At 34.3% G+C, this 16,298-nt stretch carries 14 protein-coding genes; 2 read left to right on the plus strand and 12 right to left on the minus strand.

Annotation, left to right across the window (positions count from 1 at the left end; all coding sequences use genetic code 11):
• Positions 1 to 2: 2 nt before the first annotated feature.
• The 5 genes from Q0845_RS21995 to Q0845_RS22015 are packed head-to-tail and all read right to left on the minus strand — an operon-like array spanning position 3 to position 4,893.
• A complete protein-coding gene (locus Q0845_RS21995) occupies positions 3 to 911 on the minus strand; it encodes a hypothetical protein (protein WP_298517981.1) in 909 nt (302 codons plus the stop codon).
• 19 nt (positions 912 to 930) lie between these two features.
• On the minus strand, positions 931 to 1,443 hold the full coding sequence (locus tag Q0845_RS22000) for a hypothetical protein (RefSeq protein ID WP_298517983.1): 513 nt from the start codon (positions 1,441 to 1,443) through the stop codon (positions 931 to 933).
• Between the two features lie 6 nt (positions 1,444 to 1,449).
• Positions 1,450 to 3,270, minus strand: a complete 1,821-nt coding sequence (locus Q0845_RS22005) for a hypothetical protein (protein ID WP_298517985.1) — start codon at positions 3,268 to 3,270, stop codon at positions 1,450 to 1,452.
• A gap of 16 nt (positions 3,271 to 3,286) precedes the next feature.
• Positions 3,287 to 3,829: a hypothetical protein gene (locus Q0845_RS22010; RefSeq protein WP_298517987.1), complete on the minus strand. Its 543-nt coding sequence runs from the start codon at positions 3,827 to 3,829 to the stop codon at positions 3,287 to 3,289.
• A 2-nt stretch (positions 3,830 to 3,831) separates the two neighbouring features.
• Positions 3,832 to 4,893 (minus strand): hypothetical protein, encoded by a 1,062-nt coding sequence (locus Q0845_RS22015; protein WP_298517990.1) that lies wholly within the window; start codon positions 4,891 to 4,893, stop codon positions 3,832 to 3,834.
• Positions 4,894 to 5,191: 298 nt separating this feature from the next.
• Here Q0845_RS22015 and Q0845_RS22020 point away from each other — a divergent pair, with 298 nt between their 5' ends.
• On the plus strand, positions 5,192 to 6,463 hold the full coding sequence (locus tag Q0845_RS22020; protein WP_298517992.1) for an asparagine synthetase B: 1,272 nt from the start codon (positions 5,192 to 5,194) through the stop codon (positions 6,461 to 6,463).
• 628 nt (positions 6,464 to 7,091) lie between these two features.
• Positions 7,092 to 7,331 (plus strand): hypothetical protein, encoded by a 240-nt coding sequence (locus Q0845_RS22025; protein WP_298517994.1) that lies wholly within the window; start codon positions 7,092 to 7,094, stop codon positions 7,329 to 7,331.
• A gap of 48 nt (positions 7,332 to 7,379) precedes the next feature.
• Here the strand turns inward: Q0845_RS22025 and Q0845_RS22030 are convergent, their stop codons facing one another.
• The 7 genes from Q0845_RS22030 to thrS all read right to left on the minus strand — a co-directional run bounded on the left by Q0845_RS22030 (position 7,380) and on the right by thrS (position 15,826).
• Positions 7,380 to 9,557 (minus strand): ATP-binding protein, encoded by a 2,178-nt coding sequence (locus Q0845_RS22030; protein WP_298517996.1) that lies wholly within the window; start codon positions 9,555 to 9,557, stop codon positions 7,380 to 7,382.
• A gap of 170 nt (positions 9,558 to 9,727) precedes the next feature.
• Entirely contained in the window at positions 9,728 to 10,123 is a 396-nt protein-coding gene (locus Q0845_RS22035; protein ID WP_298517998.1) for a hypothetical protein, read from the minus strand.
• A 294-nt stretch (positions 10,124 to 10,417) separates the two neighbouring features.
• Positions 10,418 to 12,337, minus strand: coding sequence for a hypothetical protein (locus Q0845_RS22040; RefSeq protein ID WP_298518000.1), 1,920 nt, complete (start codon positions 12,335 to 12,337; stop codon positions 10,418 to 10,420).
• A 215-nt stretch (positions 12,338 to 12,552) separates the two neighbouring features.
• A complete protein-coding gene (rplT, locus tag Q0845_RS22045) occupies positions 12,553 to 12,897 on the minus strand; it encodes a 50S ribosomal protein L20 (RefSeq protein WP_046744546.1) in 345 nt (114 codons plus the stop codon).
• 133 nt (positions 12,898 to 13,030) lie between these two features.
• Positions 13,031 to 13,228, minus strand: a complete 198-nt coding sequence (gene rpmI / locus Q0845_RS22050) for a 50S ribosomal protein L35 (protein ID WP_073181711.1) — start codon at positions 13,226 to 13,228, stop codon at positions 13,031 to 13,033.
• Between the two features lie 82 nt (positions 13,229 to 13,310).
• Entirely contained in the window at positions 13,311 to 13,823 is a 513-nt protein-coding gene (gene infC / locus Q0845_RS22055; protein ID WP_298518024.1) for a translation initiation factor IF-3, read from the minus strand.
• 59 nt (positions 13,824 to 13,882) lie between these two features.
• Entirely contained in the window at positions 13,883 to 15,826 is a 1,944-nt protein-coding gene (gene thrS / locus Q0845_RS22060) for a threonine--tRNA ligase (RefSeq protein WP_298518021.1), read from the minus strand.
• Between the last annotated feature and the right edge of the window lie 472 nt (positions 15,827 to 16,298).

The following is a 16,298-nucleotide window of genomic DNA, read 5'->3' on the forward strand; positions in this document are numbered from 1 at the left end:
TACTAGTTTTCTTCTTCTTCTCTAGCAATTGCCATTTGTTGTTGAACACGCTCTTCTAATGCCGCTGGTGGCGGGATTGGAACTAATTTCGTTTGTAACAAACTAGAACCTTCTGCCGAATAGCTATACTTTTGAGAGAAACCAGCATTTACTTGTGTTGTTGTCACAGTTTTGTTGGTTTTAAGACCTCTTCTCCAGCTAAAACTAGCACTTCTGTCTGTACTTTTTGAGTTTCTTTGGTATTGGTATGAAGATGATCCTTCTCGTGTAAACTTAATACTGATCGATACTTTGATAATTGTATCTACAAATTGATAGAAAGTAGGAGCAAACCCAAGTTCTAACATCGACAAACGCTGTGGTAAGTACAATGTTTTTTCTGGCTTTTCTGGTTTTTTCATCTTCTTTCCAGGTACAATGGTAGGCGCCGTTATAGAAGCATATACTCCAGTTCCTGCATTGTATTCATACCAACTTCCGCCGTTTCTGTAGTAAACATCTGCATTCTTCTGATCGTCAGGAGTAAATACAGCGTCACTCGCACCAATAGGACTTTTGTCTACGTTTACAACAGATTTGTCATATCCGTCTTCAATGTCATTAGCATCAATTTTAGAGATGATCGCTGCTCTGTAGGCTGCGTCTGAGTTAGAGTTATACAACTCAACAGCATCACTGGTTTGTACTTTTTCTTTTCCAAAGAACACACGACTGTCTTTGAAATTGATAAATTCTTTTCCGTTAATAGTAGATTTCACAGGACTTAATCCTCCCATCATTTCTGCTACTTCGATCGAGTTGGAATCTAATGCCATTTGTGCATTGGCAATAGATGTTGCCATGCTCTCGATCATTTGTCCCATAGGTACATTTAGTAATTCTTGCCCTATTTCTGGATTTTTATGAAACATATGTTATAATTTTTATTTGTTACTCTTCTTTGTTAATTGTTGCTTTTAATAATTCAAGATATATATCAGGTGCAGGCAACGATACAATCTTTGCTGCAATTGATGAGGAGCCTTCTGCTGATGAAGAAAACTTTCGTGAATAATGAGCCGATATAGATACGCCAAACATTTGTGTAGAAGTACTGTCACTACTACTATTGTTTGAGCTAGAACTATTGTTGGAGTTGCTGCTATTTCCATAGCTGAATCCTAATGCGCCTCCGTAGCTTTCAGATTCAGCCATAGAAAATTCCATTTTCATTTCTACAGAAGCTTCTGTAAAAGCGTAAAATGTGGGTGCAAAACCAAGGCTTAATAAACTGTATTCTTCATCGCCTAGATTAATCTTTACCGCGGCTAATTCATTTGCCAAACGAATGGAATTCGCATCTAAAGCCGATTGCGCATTGGCAATAGACATTCCGAGCTTTTCCAGCATCATTGGCAACGGAGCGTTGGTAATTTGTTGTATTACTTTAGGCGTTGTACTCATCAATAATTAGTTTGAATTTGTGTTTGTGTTTGTCAGCGATTGAATATAATTTTCCAATGCTGTTGGTGGCGGTACAGAAATCATACGTGCCGATACAGAAGCATTTCCTTCTACAGACATGTTGAACTGACGTGCATAACGAACATCTAATGAACCACTAATTGCCAACGAACGATCTCCTTTAAAATCTTTTTGAGATTGTTTTAATTTCGAAAATTCGTTTTGTGTTTCACCCACATATACTTTTGTGGTTTCTTTGTTCATATCGGCGGAAGCCTCATTATTTACCTTTACATTGACTTCTTTATTTTCTTTAGAGTGAATAAAGTAGTTGATCTTCGTTTCTTCGTGTAATAGGTAATACGTTTCGTTTACTTTTTCGATGTATAACTCTTGATATTTTCCTTTGCTATTCACTAAAGACGATAGTTGATTCGCGTTCGTATCGCGCAATACATAGGTTTTTCCTCCATATTTAAAAGTGATGTCTAAACCTGAATTGGCACTAGAGTTTGAAGTTTCTACATATACAAAATGGTCTGGTCCTGTATTTTTTGGAGCTGCTCCAGTTTTTGTAATTTCTCCTCCATTGAAAAGAATATAGTCTGGTGCACCTGCAGGAAATACAATAGTTACTTTACGAATATTGGCATCTTTTGCAGAACTTCCGTTGGCTAAAGATTCACCTTCAGTTTCTGTTTTTACACGAGTGTCATCAAAGGTAACACCTGCAATTTTACTCAGCTCACTTCTAAAAGAGTTTGCTCTTTTTTGACCTAAAGCTTCGTTGTATTTAGCATTTTTATCGCTTGTACTTCCGCTTCCATCAGTATATCCTTTGACAGTAATATTTAAAGAAGTGTCTCTTTTTAAAAGCATAGCTAAAGCTGTCACATCTGCTAGATTTACAGCATCTGATTTTACGCCGTTAGAATAGGTATAATTCATATCATACTTGTCCCAACCAAAGAAAAATTCATGTACTTTTTTTCCTCCAGATCGGTGAATTCCATCTGCGTTGATTCCCACCACAGTTCCTCCGTTAGCAGTTCTTGCGTTTCCAAGAGTGGTTGCATAATCGGTTTCTTTGGTGAATTTTTTACCTGGACTACCACCTTTCAGTGTAATTTCTGGTTTTGGATTGCTTGAAGGATACGATGAAGAATCTAGTTTTAATAAACCTTCTGTATCTGTGTGAATGTACGGTTCTGTAATAACTACATAACCTTCTTCTTTTGCAATATACACAGCAGTTGAGCTGTTTTCTTCAAGCTTTCTTTCGTCTTCAATAACACTTTCTACGCGCAATTCATTCGCTTCATCACGCATTTGTTCTTTCGCTTTCTCTACTTTAGAATACGAACCTTCTTCTTTGTGAATTTTGAATGATTTTTCATTGATGCTAACATCTTCTGAAGTTTTTGCTTGTAACGAAATATCTTTTTGCGTTTTAGAATACTTGCTTAAAGATTTGCTTTTGTTTTGCTTTAATTGATTAAAGAAATCTTTGTCAAAAGTGGTGTTGTTTTTATAATCCACCGATAAGCTAAAGTCTACTTCAACTTCTTCTTTGACTGCCATTTTTAAGCTGATGGATGCTGAAATATCAGCATAATCAAAAGCATAAAATGCGGGTTGAAACCCTAATTCTAATAATGATTTCCCAGCTACTTTACTTTCGGAAAGTCGAATAAGCTGCGAAACCGAGTTCGTGTCGAGCCGCTCTTGAGCTTCTGCAATACCCAAGGCGAGCGCAGTTACCATACTACTAACGTCTACGTTTTGTAGTATTTTTGATCCCTGATCAAATGTTTGTACGTCTGCCATTTTCTGTTTTTAAAAGTTAGAATGGAGAAATGCCCTCAGGTAAATCCATGGCAATTTTGGTGTTTACTGATTCTTTTCTCACAATAAAATAATTATGTTTTTTTTGGAGTCTGGTCAATTGGTCTCTATTGACTTTGTATCCTCTTTGCAACCAACCTAAAAGCTCATCTGTAATAGGTTGTTTACCTCTTCCGAGATCCTTTTGAATCTCTTGAAGCAATGTTCTTGCTTCGTCTTGTTCTTCTCTTAATACATGCTGAATTGCTTGACGCTCGCTTACAAAAGCATTGTGCTTTCTCACGAAAACACTTTGTTCTTTATCTTTTAAGAATGAGCGATAGTTTTCACAAAATTCAATCACTTGATCATGTGCGCCAGAAAGTTCTAAGGTTTCCATAACGCACTGACTGTAGTGTTGAAAAAAGAGTTCGCTATCTTTTTCTTGTTGTGACATTTTCATTGCTTCTTTATAATGGCGTAATGCTTCTTTATAGTTTTTGTCTAAAGCGTGCATTTTTCCACGTTCTGCAATTCGGTAGTGTAGCATATTTTTTTCCATGACTAATTGATGATTTCTGGGTTACATTGTACTTGTTCTAATTGTGCTAAAAGGTATCGTGCAATTAATGGCGGCACTTCTTCTTTGCTCGTCCAGTTGGTTGCATTTGCTTTTGGTAAATCTTCTTGAGCAATGAATTGTGCCAAGATTTTAGTGACATTTTCAGCATCTTCAATGGCTGAAACTTGTAGCTTTTTCTTAAAGATGAAATCTTTTTCAATAGTTGTGATCATGCCTATTGAAGCACAATCAGCACTAATTGTTGTTGCTTGATTTCTATTCACATTTTCAAATAATGAAATAGGAAGTGCAGCATGTATATCTTCTAAAATTTCTGCGGGCATTCCAATTTTTTCTACCAAGAAATTGACATGTGCTTCTTTAGAAACATCAAAATCATTTAAAAGAATAGATACTAGTTGATGACTTTGATTTAAGAGTTTTACAGCTTTGTCAGATTGGTATTGTCTCCACAGTAACTGCGAATGATCGTACGATACATTTTCAATTACATAGGCAGTAGGAGTTTCTTCAGCTTTTGTTTTTAGAATTTTTTCAATATTTCGCAATTTTACATCCGAAGCTTCTTTACTGATAAGAATTGTATATGCATCTTTACGCGGATTTGAGAAGTGCACATTGGCATCCGTACGTTTTTGTAATGCTTCTGCCGTTGCTACAGATACATTTCCAAGTACAATACTTGGTTCATTCAACAATAAGTTTAATACTTCCGATTGCTTGCATCCTAAGAATACAGCCAATTGTTCAATGACCTTAGGTAATGACAAAATATTATCGAGACTTACACTGATATCAATAGACTCAGTTTTTAAATCGATTTCGTCATCTTTGGTACAAACTGACACATCTAAACCTAGTTTTGTAAGTGTGTCTTCTGCTTTTTGCGCTGTATCTTTATCTACTTTTTGAAATAAAACAGATGGTGCGTTGTACAATAGTTTCAGTATATAGTCTTGTGGGACTTTTAAAGCTTCCGACAATACTTTTGAAGCTCCAGGAGTTGCGTTTCCTATAGAGTTAATAATTACGGTATTTTCCATAAAGAGTTGTAGTTAATATTAGAGTGGTAAAACTACTTCCATACGGGTTTTTAGTTGCGAGTGTTTTTATGCTTTTTGATTCAGTGTTTTCCCCTTTTTTTAATGGGTGAATTTATGTGAGCCCTTATTTTACAGTATTTAAGCCCATATTTTAGGCTTCTAATGAGCACGTTTTTAGACTTGTATAATTGTTGATTCTAAAGAGATGAAGCGTAATTTTTGATAGAAATTGTTACAGAAACGATAAAATCTTTACAGCGGTATAATTTTTGCGTATCTTTCCGTTGTATAAAATATCATGCAGTTGAAAATTAAAAACATTAGTACACTCATACTACTTTTACTGTTTTCGGTAAGTAGCTATGCTTCATATATTCTGATTCCGATGGATTCAGAATCACAAAAAGATCATTTAAAGGCGTACGGAATTACTTATTGGTCGCTCGAAAAGAAGATTAAAGTCAAATGGTTGCTCAATTATCGCGGCGGTTCATTTTTGTTGCCTGCGGTTGATGCCGTAGAAAAGGAATGTAAGATTCGCGGCGTTTCTTATGAGATTTTATCAGATGCTAAGACGAATACTATTTTAGAAGAAATTGCGAGTCCAAGTAAAAATCAGGAAGCCGTTATTTTGGAAAAAGCGCCAAAAGTTGCGGTATATTCTCCAAAAGGAAATGTTCCTTGGGATGATGCCGTTACGATGGTGTTGACCTATGCTGAAATTCCATATGAAGTTGTGTATGATGAAGAAGTATTGGCGGATGATTTGATAAAATACGATTGGTTGCACTTGCATCATGAAGATTTTACAGGTCAATATGGAAAGTTTTATGGTATTTACCGATCGGCACCTTGGTATATTCGAGAGAAGAAGGAAGCAGAAGCATTGGCGAAAAAGTTAGGATATTCAAAGGTTTCAGAAGAAAAGCGCGATGTTGCTTTAAAGATTCGTGATTATGTAATTGGTGGCGGATTTATGTTTGCCATGTGCAGTGCTACAGATAGTTTTGATATTGCGTTGGCGGCAGAAGGTGTTGATATTTGCGAGCCAATGTTTGACGGCGATGTGTCGGATAGAAATTATCAAAATAAGATAGACTTCAATAAAACTTTTGCGTTTACAAACTTTGAATTAGAGAGAAGCTCGACTAAATATGAGTTTTCTTCGATTGATATGACTTCAAAACGACGCATCATAAAAGATGCAGATTATTTCACGCTGATGGATTTTTCAGCAAAATGGGATCCAATTCCAACCATGTTGTGTCAAAATCATACCGCATTAGTTAAAGGTTTTATGGGACAAACAACAAGTTTTGATCGTTCACAAATAAAACCATCTGTATTGATTTTAGGAGAGAATAGAACCAATGGAGAAGGTCGTTATATTCACGGAATTAAAGGAAAAGGATTTTTTACATTCTATGGCGGACATGATCCGGAAGATTATCAGCATAGAGTAGGAGATCCAAAAACAGAATTAGAATTACATCCAAATTCGCCAGGATATCGCTTAATTTTAAATAATATCTTATTTCCAGCGGCAAAAAAGAAAAAGCAGAAAACTTGATTTTGACAGATTCTTTAGTGTTTGAAATTTAGGTTTTGAATATTAAAGAGTTTCAAACAGACAAAAAATACGATAAACAAACCAGCAAGTTAAACTTAAGTTGCTGGTTTTTTTGTGTATAAAACTTACTGTTTTACGTTCACAAATCATCTAATTTGGGGCAGCAGTTGTTTTTAGTTCGATACTTTATAAGTAGTTTTAGTATAGTATTAATTTAAAAACAATTTATGATGTTAGAAAAATTAGAACAATTTTCAATTGAAAATCTACATGCTATTCAAGGAGGTTATACAGCTACTGATGATCTCTGGAAATGGCGTACAAGCTAGGACATATAGTATTTAAAGAGTTTAGTATTAATTTTAAAAGCCATAGTTATGTTAGAAAAACTAGAGAAGTTTAGACTAGAAAATCCCAAAGTTATTTACGGGGGAAGTGGATTGACAGGGATTCAAAGAATTGAACTCATAGGATAAACGTAAGCGGACTTCGGTTCGCTTTTTTTTGAATTTTAGTTCGTTTTCCCCAAAAAGTGCCAACATAAATCGTTCAATTTAGGATATAACCAATTTGTAAGCTTAGTATTTATACGTTGTTTAGCAGCATTATTAATTTTAAAACTTTTATTATGAAAAAAGACAAATTCACAAAATTTAGACTCAACAAGAAAACAATTTCTAAGTTAGATGCACTGCATCAACGAGGAGGAAATAATATTGAGTCTTTGGCAAAACCATGCATATTGACGCTTGATGTAAACGGTATTAATATTTGTTTTGAGACACAAGCTTATAAAACATGTGGCGAAAGTATTTTGATAGATTGTATTACACAAACGGAAATGCCTACGTGTAGAGATTGTATATAAAGAATATGAAATTGAAAAGCGAACTTGAAAGAGTTCGCTTTTAGATTGTTAATTGCTAGTCGTTAGTAAATATAAAATTTCATTGATTGACTTGGCGCTGATGGGTTTTGTGATATAGTAATTCACGCCAGCTTCTTCTGCTTTCTGCCTTGATTCAGGAAATACATCGGCGGAGCAGGCAACAATTGGAATGTCTTTTTTCTCTTTTTCTAAAGCACGAATGGCCGCAGTTGCTTCCAAACCGTCTAAAACAGGCATTTGAATGTCCATAAGAATCAAATCAAAATCTTGCATTTTTACGACTTCCACAGCTTCTTGACCGTTTTCTACAATCGTAGTTTCTGCATCCCATTTTTTGAGCAATTGTTTGATGAACAACTGATTCAACTTGTTGTCTTCAGCCACTAAAATACGTTTGTGACGCAAATTGTGATTGATGTTTTGTGTGCTTTGCAATTCTACATCGCTCAAATCACTGACCGTATAGTTAAGATCAAAATGAAAGGCTGTCCCAACATTTTGTTTGCTTTTTACCGTTAATTTTCCGCCTAAAAGCGAGACTAATTCTTTGGTAATACTCAAACCTAAACCTGTACCTTCTGGCTTTTTTTCACTGTGATTTGACTGATAGAAGCTTTCAAAAATGCTATCGAGATTTTCTTTCGGAATCCCATATCCAGAATCTTCAATGGTAAAGTACAATTGAATGGTTTTATCTTTAAGTTCTTTGGCAATAATGTTGATATTGATAAAGCCTTTTTTGGTAAACTTTATGGCGTTTCCAATTAGATTGTTCAAAATTTGACTCAATCGGTATTGATCGCCCACAATATATTTAGGAATCGTATTGGCAATATTCATGGTAAAATCGAGTCCTTTTTCTTCAGCTTTAATCTTAAATCCTTTATGAAGATTGGAAATGAGTTCTGTAAAATTGAAATCTACCTTCTGTACATTCAGTTTTCCGGCTTCAATCTTAGAAAAATCTAAAATATCATTGACAATCATCAACAAATTTTCCGTAGAAAATCGGATAGCTTCAATGTTTTCATATTCTTTTTCACTTCCCGTAAAATCTTTTCTATTGAACAATTCAGACAAACCGAGAATTACATTCAAAGGTGTTCGAATTTCGTGACTCATATTTGATAAAAACGTCGTCTTTGCTTTGGCAGATTTCTCTGCAATTACACGCGCTTCTTCAATACGAATCATGTTTCTGATATCTTTTGATATATCACGAATCACACAGAAAAACAACACTTTACTGTTGATGTATATTGGATTGATTTTTAAGTTGTAATAGATAATCTCATTATTCTCATAGATTTCAAATTCAAAAAATTCTTGTGCTAAACCTGCATTTGTATTGAGAGAGAATTTTTCAATAATCGCTTTCAGTTTTTCAGAAAACGCTGCGGGCAAAAGCTTATAAAAGTTAATTTGGTTTTCATGCGCATTGATGAATTCTGCCGCTTTTTTATTGGATCGAATAATAATTCCATCTACATTAAAAATGATATTTGCGTCTAATGAGTTGTGAATTACCGCAGAATAGAGCTTTTCATTTTCTTCTAATTCTTTTTGAATTTGAGACTTTTGAAAAATCTCTTTGCTTAGTTTAGAATTGATATCTTCCAAACTTGAGATTTGAGATTTAAGCAAGCGATGCAATTGCCCTTTGCTTGGTAGGTTTACGTTTTCTGCAACCAATAATTGTTCGGGGACTAAATTCACAGTTATGGTAAAGTTTTCGAGTAAATAGTAGTTGTTAAAGTGTTTATTGTAGGCGTTATTATAGATGCTCAACATTGCATTTACCCCAAGACTTTCTTGAATTTTCTTTTGTATTAAATTCGAATATTCAAAGAGTTCTTTTAAAATAGAGGATGCTTTTTGCTGCGTAACTACTTCAAACGACAATGGAGAATTGACAAGTAGATTTTCAGCTTCGACTAAAAAGCTATTATTAAAATTTCCGAGTAGGTCTTTTGATTTCAATAATACATCTTTCAAAAACAACTCTGATAAGATTACTTTTTGTGTATGATCATCTGAGATAAATATGGTACGTATTTCATCGGCATCGTTCAGTAAGGGGAATTTTTGCAGTATTTTTTGACGAAATTGCGCTTTATTAAATTTAGTATCTGGTTGTAACGCTAAAAAATCTTCAATCTCTAAGTATAAATTGGGGAAATTTTCAATGCGTTTATCTTCAAACATATTGTCAAATACCTTAAGCTTAGAGCTTAATTCGTAATGAACGTAATATTTGTAGAGCTGCGTCTTTACATCTTCTAATAGGGCAGAAATTGTAACGCTAAGAGATGCGTTCTTATTTTTGGTAGCTTTCTGTACGTTACGTTTTAAAAATTTATTAAGATAGGACATTTCTAAATCTTGCTAGCCTTATATATTTTATAAAATCCTAAAGCAGATAATCCCCAAGTTGCAATCAATGCAGTAAACCAAACGATTTTTCCAATAGCATGTCCAAGTAACTCATTAAATAAGTTGTAACCGTACAAATGATCTACTTGCATGTGAAGGTGTCCGATTGCCATAACTAAAAATCCCCAGGCAATTAGGTTCATTCCTCTTCCAAATTTTCCGCCGCGAAGTCGTTTTGCTGTTAAGAAACAAAAGACGAGCGCAATAATTAAAAAAGGCAACTCTAATAGCCCGAACAATTCTCCTTGGGAGAAGGTTTCGGAAGTGGCAGCATGCTGGTGTTCTTGCAATACAGTTGCTACACTATCAACCATTGTATTCGATAGAATATTAGTCATAAACAATAAATAGGGGAATTCGACCTAAAAATATGATAAATTGAAAAAATATCAAATTTTTAAGGGTTAAATTGAAGATATTTTTTTGTTTTTGTGAATTTATGCAGAAATATGCAAAGAAATTGAAAAAAAATGTATAACGAATACCGTGGATTTTGTGTGATTTTTAGAAGTATATGCGTTTTTTCTATTTTTAAATTGTAAGTAGTTTGGCATTCAATAATTTGTGTAGAATATTCTGTTTAGCGTGAGTTCTATGAAAATCAGTTGTAACTATCATAGAACTCACATTAATTATTTTTTTGAATCGATATAAAAAGGATCTACAGCTTTGTAACAAGCAATAATTTGTGCATTGCTAAGCTTGTACAATTGTGAAATTGGTATTTGCGTTGCATCATAATTTTTGATTTCACTATGATTTTTGAGAATCCATTCTTTGGCAACATCTACAATCATTTTGTTAGACATTCCCGTTGGAGAATTATTTACACCATCAATCATGTTGGCTAATTCTAATCGTGGTTCGTTGCTAAATACTATTTGAGACAAACGTCCTCGATATTCAATAACAGTAGATCCTAAAGCTCTATAATTATCTTTCAAAACTTTTTTATCTAACGAATGACGTCCTTCATGTGCAAACATTGTTGCTCTGTCTCTGTAGGCTTCATACATTTCAATAAATTTTAATTGTAATTGTATGCCTGTATAGCCTTGTGTTTTTAATGTATTGTATAAATCATTCAAAGCATCCAGTTCTAGCTTTTGAGATAAACCCGAAAAAATAGTTTTTTCATCGGTACTGTTACTGAATAGTTTTTCAGCAATTTCTTTTTCGATTTTCCCTCTTTTTACCGGATCCGTAATACGTTGCCAAGCATTAATAGGTAATGATTTAAAAAGTTGTTTTACACGTAAAAAACCATCTTCAACAGCAAATCCGCCTGCGCCACGATCTTCCCAAAACCAACTTGGATAGCCATTAGAAACCATCATATCTATTTCTGTAAAGGTAAAATCGCTTTCATGATTGTATTGTTTAATGGTTTCCGTTCGTTCATTTACAATATGTCCCATGATCATTCCTAACGTACTTGAGCTGCTAGTAGAAGCAATAATTTGTACAGTTCCGAAATGAGTTCTCAGTTTTTCTCGAAATTCACGGATGCTATATTCACTACTTTTCTTTTTGAAAATGGATAATGTATTCATTAAATTATCATTAGTAACTCTAAAATTGCTAATAAAAGCCTCTCTATTTTTAGTATTCTCATCTTCATTTTTCTCAATGGCAGACAAGCGATAGTATTCATCTGTAGTATCTTTTAATTTTTTGAGATAGTTGGTGTAATGTATAATATCTTGAATTTCTGAATCAGCTTTAATTTTCGCCTGTATACTATCGTTTTCTCTTAGAGCTACTAATTTGGCAAAGTCGTAAAATCTAGAATTCGCTAAAGAAACAATAATCGCTTTTGTTCGTTGAAAATTTGAGGTTTCTGAATTCCACATAGGTAATTCAAGTGACAGTAATTTTGCAGGTTCTTTTAAATAAGAATACGCAGCGTTTACATCGACAAAGCGATAATATGCCAACCAACTTTTCAGTGCCAACGATCCGTCTTTTAAAAGTAATGACACACCTAGTAAAACTTCAGCGGCATTAACATGTGTAGGGTTTTTGGCTAATATCTTTTGTAATAGAGTAGACGCTTTGCGTAGTTTGGATGTGTCAATAGGTTTTTGTTGAAGCGTTACGTTTGTGGCTTCTTTTAATATTGTCTTACTGTATAAATACGTAGCATAGGTACTATCGGAAGCAGAAGTTGCAGTCTCAAGAGATTTCTCAGCAGCTACTAAAGCGTTCGAATAATTGTGAGCTTCACTTTCAATTCTGTTCAGTACAACATAGCTTTCGGAAACATAATCTCCAATTTGTATGGCTTCCATGAGTCTTTTTTTTGCTTGATTATAATCCTTATAAAACTTCCAATCTTGCAGACTTAACTTTCGTAGCGCAATGCATCTATCTTTCTTGGATACATTTGTTTCCTTTAATAATGCGCTAAACAATTCTCTAGAAGTTTCTAGGTTTAGCGAATTTTGCGCTTTAAATGCTGCTAATAATTTTGGGTGATTGTTTGACTCTTGCGCATAAGAAGTCAGATTCGCAATACATATTATAAGTAGTAAAAAAATACGTTTCTTCATTTTTAAATAGTTTACAAACAAATATAACTAAAGTTTTAGTTTAAACTAATTTTTTAGTTGAATAATTTTTGAGATGATTCTATTGCTATTTAAAATAGGAGTGGAGTTTGGTTGATACTAAACGGATGTGAAGAGTGACTGCAAAATAAGAGCATAAAAAAAACCGATACTTTTTAGTGTCGGTTTTCTAAGCGAAATATATATTATTTGACGATTTATTTTACTTTATCAACGATTGCTTTGAAAGCTTCTGGATGATTCATAGCTAAATCAGCTAAAACCTTACGGTTTAATTCGATGTTATTAGCTTTTACTTTCCCCATAAACTGAGAATAAGACATTCCATTCAAACGAGCACCTGCATTAATACGAGTAATCCATAATGCACGGAATGTTCTTTTCTTATTTCTACGGTCTCTGTATGAGTAACTCATAGCTTTGTCAACCGCATTCTTTGCAACTGTCCAAACGTTTTTACGTCTTCCAAAGTAACCTTTGGCTTGTTTTAATACCTTTTTTCTTCGGGCTCTACGAGCAACCGCGTTTACTGATCTTGGCATAATTTTAAATGATTTTTTGTAGTAGGCGGTCGATCATCGACACTTAGTCTTTTCTTAAATTGCAAATTAAAAACTTACAATATTGATAGGCCTAACTCCAGGGTTTATAAATTGTTTTAACCGAAAGAACGGATTACTTTAAACGTAATTGTTCTTTAATACTATTAACGTCACTCTCGTGTACTAATGTACTGTGCGTTAACTTAAGCTTACGCTTCTTAGACTTCTTTGTTAAGATGTGGCTTTTGAAGGCGTGCTTTCTTTTAATTTTACCAGAACCTGTAAGCTTAAAACGCTTTTTAGCACTGGATTTTGTTTTCATTTTAGGCATAATTCCTAAGTTGTTTTAAATATTTCGCTTATTCTTCAGTTCAACTCTACTAACATTAATTATGTTGAGCGGAGTAGAAACATTATTTCTTTTTTGGTGCGATGAACATAATCATTCGCTTTCCCTCTAATTTTGGCATTTGCTCTACCTTTCCATATTCTTCAAGTTCTTGTGCCAATCTTAATAACAAGATTTGCCCTTGATCTTTATAGATGATAGAACGTCCTTTGAAAAACACATACGCTTTTAATTTAGCTCCTTCTTTTAAGAACTTAACTGCATGCTTTTTCTTAAACTCATAATCATGGTCATCTGTTTGAGGACCAAAACGAATTTCCTTAACAGTAACCTTTGATGCTTTGGCTTTTAATGATTTCTCACGTTTTTTCTGTTCGTATAGAAACTTTTTATAATCCATGATCTTACAAACAGGAGGATTCGCTTTAGGTGAAATTTCAACTAAATCTAACTCTTGTTCGTCGGCTATGGCGAGTGCTTTCCTTGTTGGATAAACACCAACTTCAACATTATCTCCCACAAGTCGTACTTCAGGAGCATTAATTTTTCTGTTAATTCTGTGTGGATCTTCCTTGATTTCTCTTCTAGGAGCTCTACTTCTTTTTCTTCGTATTGCTATGGTTCTAAAATTTTAAGTTAAACATTAAATGGTTTCAAGCTATTCTTTACTTCTTCTTTGACTAATTCAGCAAAAGCCTCCATAGTTATAGTTCCGATATCGCCTGCCCCGTGTCTTCGTACAGAAACTGTGCCATCTTTTTCCTCTTGTTCTCCAATGATTAACATAAAAGGAACTTTGCTCATTTCTGCTTCACGAATCTTCTTACCGACAGTCTCGTTACGATTGTCAATTTGGGCGCGAATTTCGTTATTTTCTAACAAAGTTAAAACTTTTTTCCCGTAATTTTCATATTTTTCGCTCACAGGTAGTAGAATTGCTTGTTCTGTCATGAGCCATAATGGGAAATTTCCGCCTGTATGCTCTAATAAAATTGCAATAAATCGTTCCATACTTCCAAAAGGAGCACGGTGAATCATTACTGGTCTGTGCAATTCGTTATCACTACCTTTATAGGTAAGATCAAAACGCTCAGGCAAGTTATAATCAACCTGAATCGTACCTAACTGCCAACTTCTTCCAAGTGCATCTTTGACCATGAAATCTAATTTTGGTCCGTAAAATGCAGCTTCTCCATATTCAATTACATAATTTAATTCTTTTTCTTTCGCAGCATTAATGATGGCACTTTCGGCTTTTTCCCAATTTTCGTCAGATCCAATATATTTTTCTGGCTTTTCAGGATCGCGCAATGAAACTTGAGCTGTAAAATTATCAAATCCTAACGATCCGAACACATACATTACCAAATCAATCACATTCTTAAACTCCTGATCTAGTTGATCTGGTGTACAAAAAATATGTGCATCATCTTGTGTAAATCCTCTAACTCGAGTCAATCCATGTAACTCTCCACTTTGTTCATAACGATATACCGTACCGAATTCTGCGAAACGTTTTGGTAAATCCTTATAACTAAATGGTTTTGCATTATAAATTTCACAGTGATGCGGACAGTTCATCGGTTTTAATAAAAACTCTTCATCATCTTTTGGAGTTGTAATCGCTTGGAAGCTATCTTCTCCATACTTTGCAAAATGACCAGAAGTAACATACAACTCTTTTTGTCCAATATGTGGAGAAATGACCATTTCATAACCAGCTTTCTGCTGTGCTTTCTTAAGGAAATTTTCCAATTGCGAACGCAAAGCAGCTCCTTTTGGTAACCATAAAGGCAATCCTTGACCAACTTTCTGTGAAAATGTGAATAATTCTAATTCCTTTCCGAGTTTTCTATGATCGCGTTTCTTTGCTTCTTCTAATAACTCCAAATATTCTTTTAGCTCTTTCTGTTTAGGGAAAGAAACACCATAAATACGAGTTAGCTGTTTATTATTTTCATCACCTTTATAATAAGCACCTGCAACGCTCATTACTTTCACGGCTTTTACAATACCTGTATTTGGAATATGACCACCGCGGCACAAATCAGTAAAAGTATCATGATCACAAAAAGTAATCGTTCCATCTTCCAAGCCTTCTACAAGATCTACCTTATAATCATTTCTACCTTTATAATAGGATAATGCTTCCTCTTTAGTTGCAGAGCGCATCTTAAAATCATGCTTTCCTCTTGCAATCTCAAGCATCTTCGTTTCAATCGTCTTAAAATCCTTATCGGTAATCACGGTATCACCCATGTCTACGTCATAATAAAACCCTCTATCAATAGCTGGACCAACCCATAATTTAGCACCTGGATACAATTCCAGAATTGCTTGCGCTAAAATATGTGCAGAAGAATGCCAAAAAGCTTTCTTTCCTTCATCATCTCTCCAGGTATATAATATAAGAGCTCCATCTTCCGTAAGTGGAGTAGTGGTTTCTACGGTTACACCATTAAAGTTTGCAGAAATCACGTTTCTTGCAAAACCTTCACTAATATTCTTGGCAACATCCATTGGAGTCACACTCGAATCAAATTCTCTAACTGAGCCGTCTGGCAATGTAATTTTTATCATACAAAAATAAATATTAAGCAGGCAAAGATAATACGAACCAAAATCCTGTACAATATATATGTGTATTATATGAAAATAAATAATCAGATATCTAAACCCAACACCCAACACCCAACACCAAAGACCTAATGGGGTTTCCCTTTGTCTTTTTAAATAAAATACAAAGGGTCACGCTTTCGCCAGTCGCTCTCACTAATAGTATATAGTATATAGTGTAATGCAATCTACTAAGTAAAGTAAAAAGCAAGGTCACTAAGGGTAGCCGAAGTGAGGAGCTTCAACAATGCCTCAATCGTTAACCCACAACCAAGCAAAAGCCAAACAAACAAATCAACAAATAGACAAATAGACAAAAGTCAAAAAAAAGTTTGCGATATAAATAGCTAATAAATAAGGCATTAAAAGGATGGTTAAAAAAAAGGCAAAAAAAGGTTTATAAAAAAGTTGGATGGAATAAAAAGCTGCTTATATT

Origin of the sequence: uncultured Kordia sp. (assembly GCF_947489565.1) — a bacterium.
Lineage (GTDB): Bacteria > Bacteroidota > Bacteroidia > Flavobacteriales > Flavobacteriaceae > Kordia.

Excerpts from the sequence above, each read along its gene's own strand:
- rplT (WP_046744546.1), bottom strand. The coding sequence starts at position 12,897 with ATGCCAAGATCAGTAAACGCGGTTGCTCGTAGAGCCCGAAGAAAAAAG.
- Q0845_RS22035 (WP_298517998.1), bottom strand. The coding sequence starts at position 10,123 with ATGACTAATATTCTATCGAATACAATGGTTGATAGTGTAGCAACTGTA.
- Q0845_RS22020 (WP_298517992.1), top strand. The coding sequence starts at position 5,192 with ATGCAGTTGAAAATTAAAAACATTAGTACACTCATACTACTTTTACTG.
- Q0845_RS22000 (WP_298517983.1), bottom strand. The coding sequence starts at position 1,443 with ATGAGTACAACGCCTAAAGTAATACAACAAATTACCAACGCTCCGTTG.
- thrS (WP_298518021.1), bottom strand. The coding sequence starts at position 15,826 with ATGATAAAAATTACATTGCCAGACGGCTCAGTTAGAGAATTTGATTCG.
- Q0845_RS22030 (WP_298517996.1), bottom strand. The coding sequence starts at position 9,557 with ATGTTTGAAGATAAACGCATTGAAAATTTCCCCAATTTATACTTAGAG.
- Q0845_RS22005 (WP_298517985.1), bottom strand. The coding sequence starts at position 3,270 with ATGGCAGACGTACAAACATTTGATCAGGGATCAAAAATACTACAAAAC.
- Q0845_RS22015 (WP_298517990.1), bottom strand. The coding sequence starts at position 4,893 with ATGGAAAATACCGTAATTATTAACTCTATAGGAAACGCAACTCCTGGA.
- Q0845_RS22010 (WP_298517987.1), bottom strand. The coding sequence starts at position 3,829 with ATGGAAAAAAATATGCTACACTACCGAATTGCAGAACGTGGAAAAATG.
- Q0845_RS22040 (WP_298518000.1), bottom strand. The coding sequence starts at position 12,337 with ATGAAGAAACGTATTTTTTTACTACTTATAATATGTATTGCGAATCTG.
- Q0845_RS21995 (WP_298517981.1), bottom strand. The coding sequence starts at position 911 with ATGTTTCATAAAAATCCAGAAATAGGGCAAGAATTACTAAATGTACCT.
- rpmI (WP_073181711.1), bottom strand. The coding sequence starts at position 13,228 with ATGCCTAAAATGAAAACAAAATCCAGTGCTAAAAAGCGTTTTAAGCTT.
- Q0845_RS22025 (WP_298517994.1), top strand. The coding sequence starts at position 7,092 with ATGAAAAAAGACAAATTCACAAAATTTAGACTCAACAAGAAAACAATT.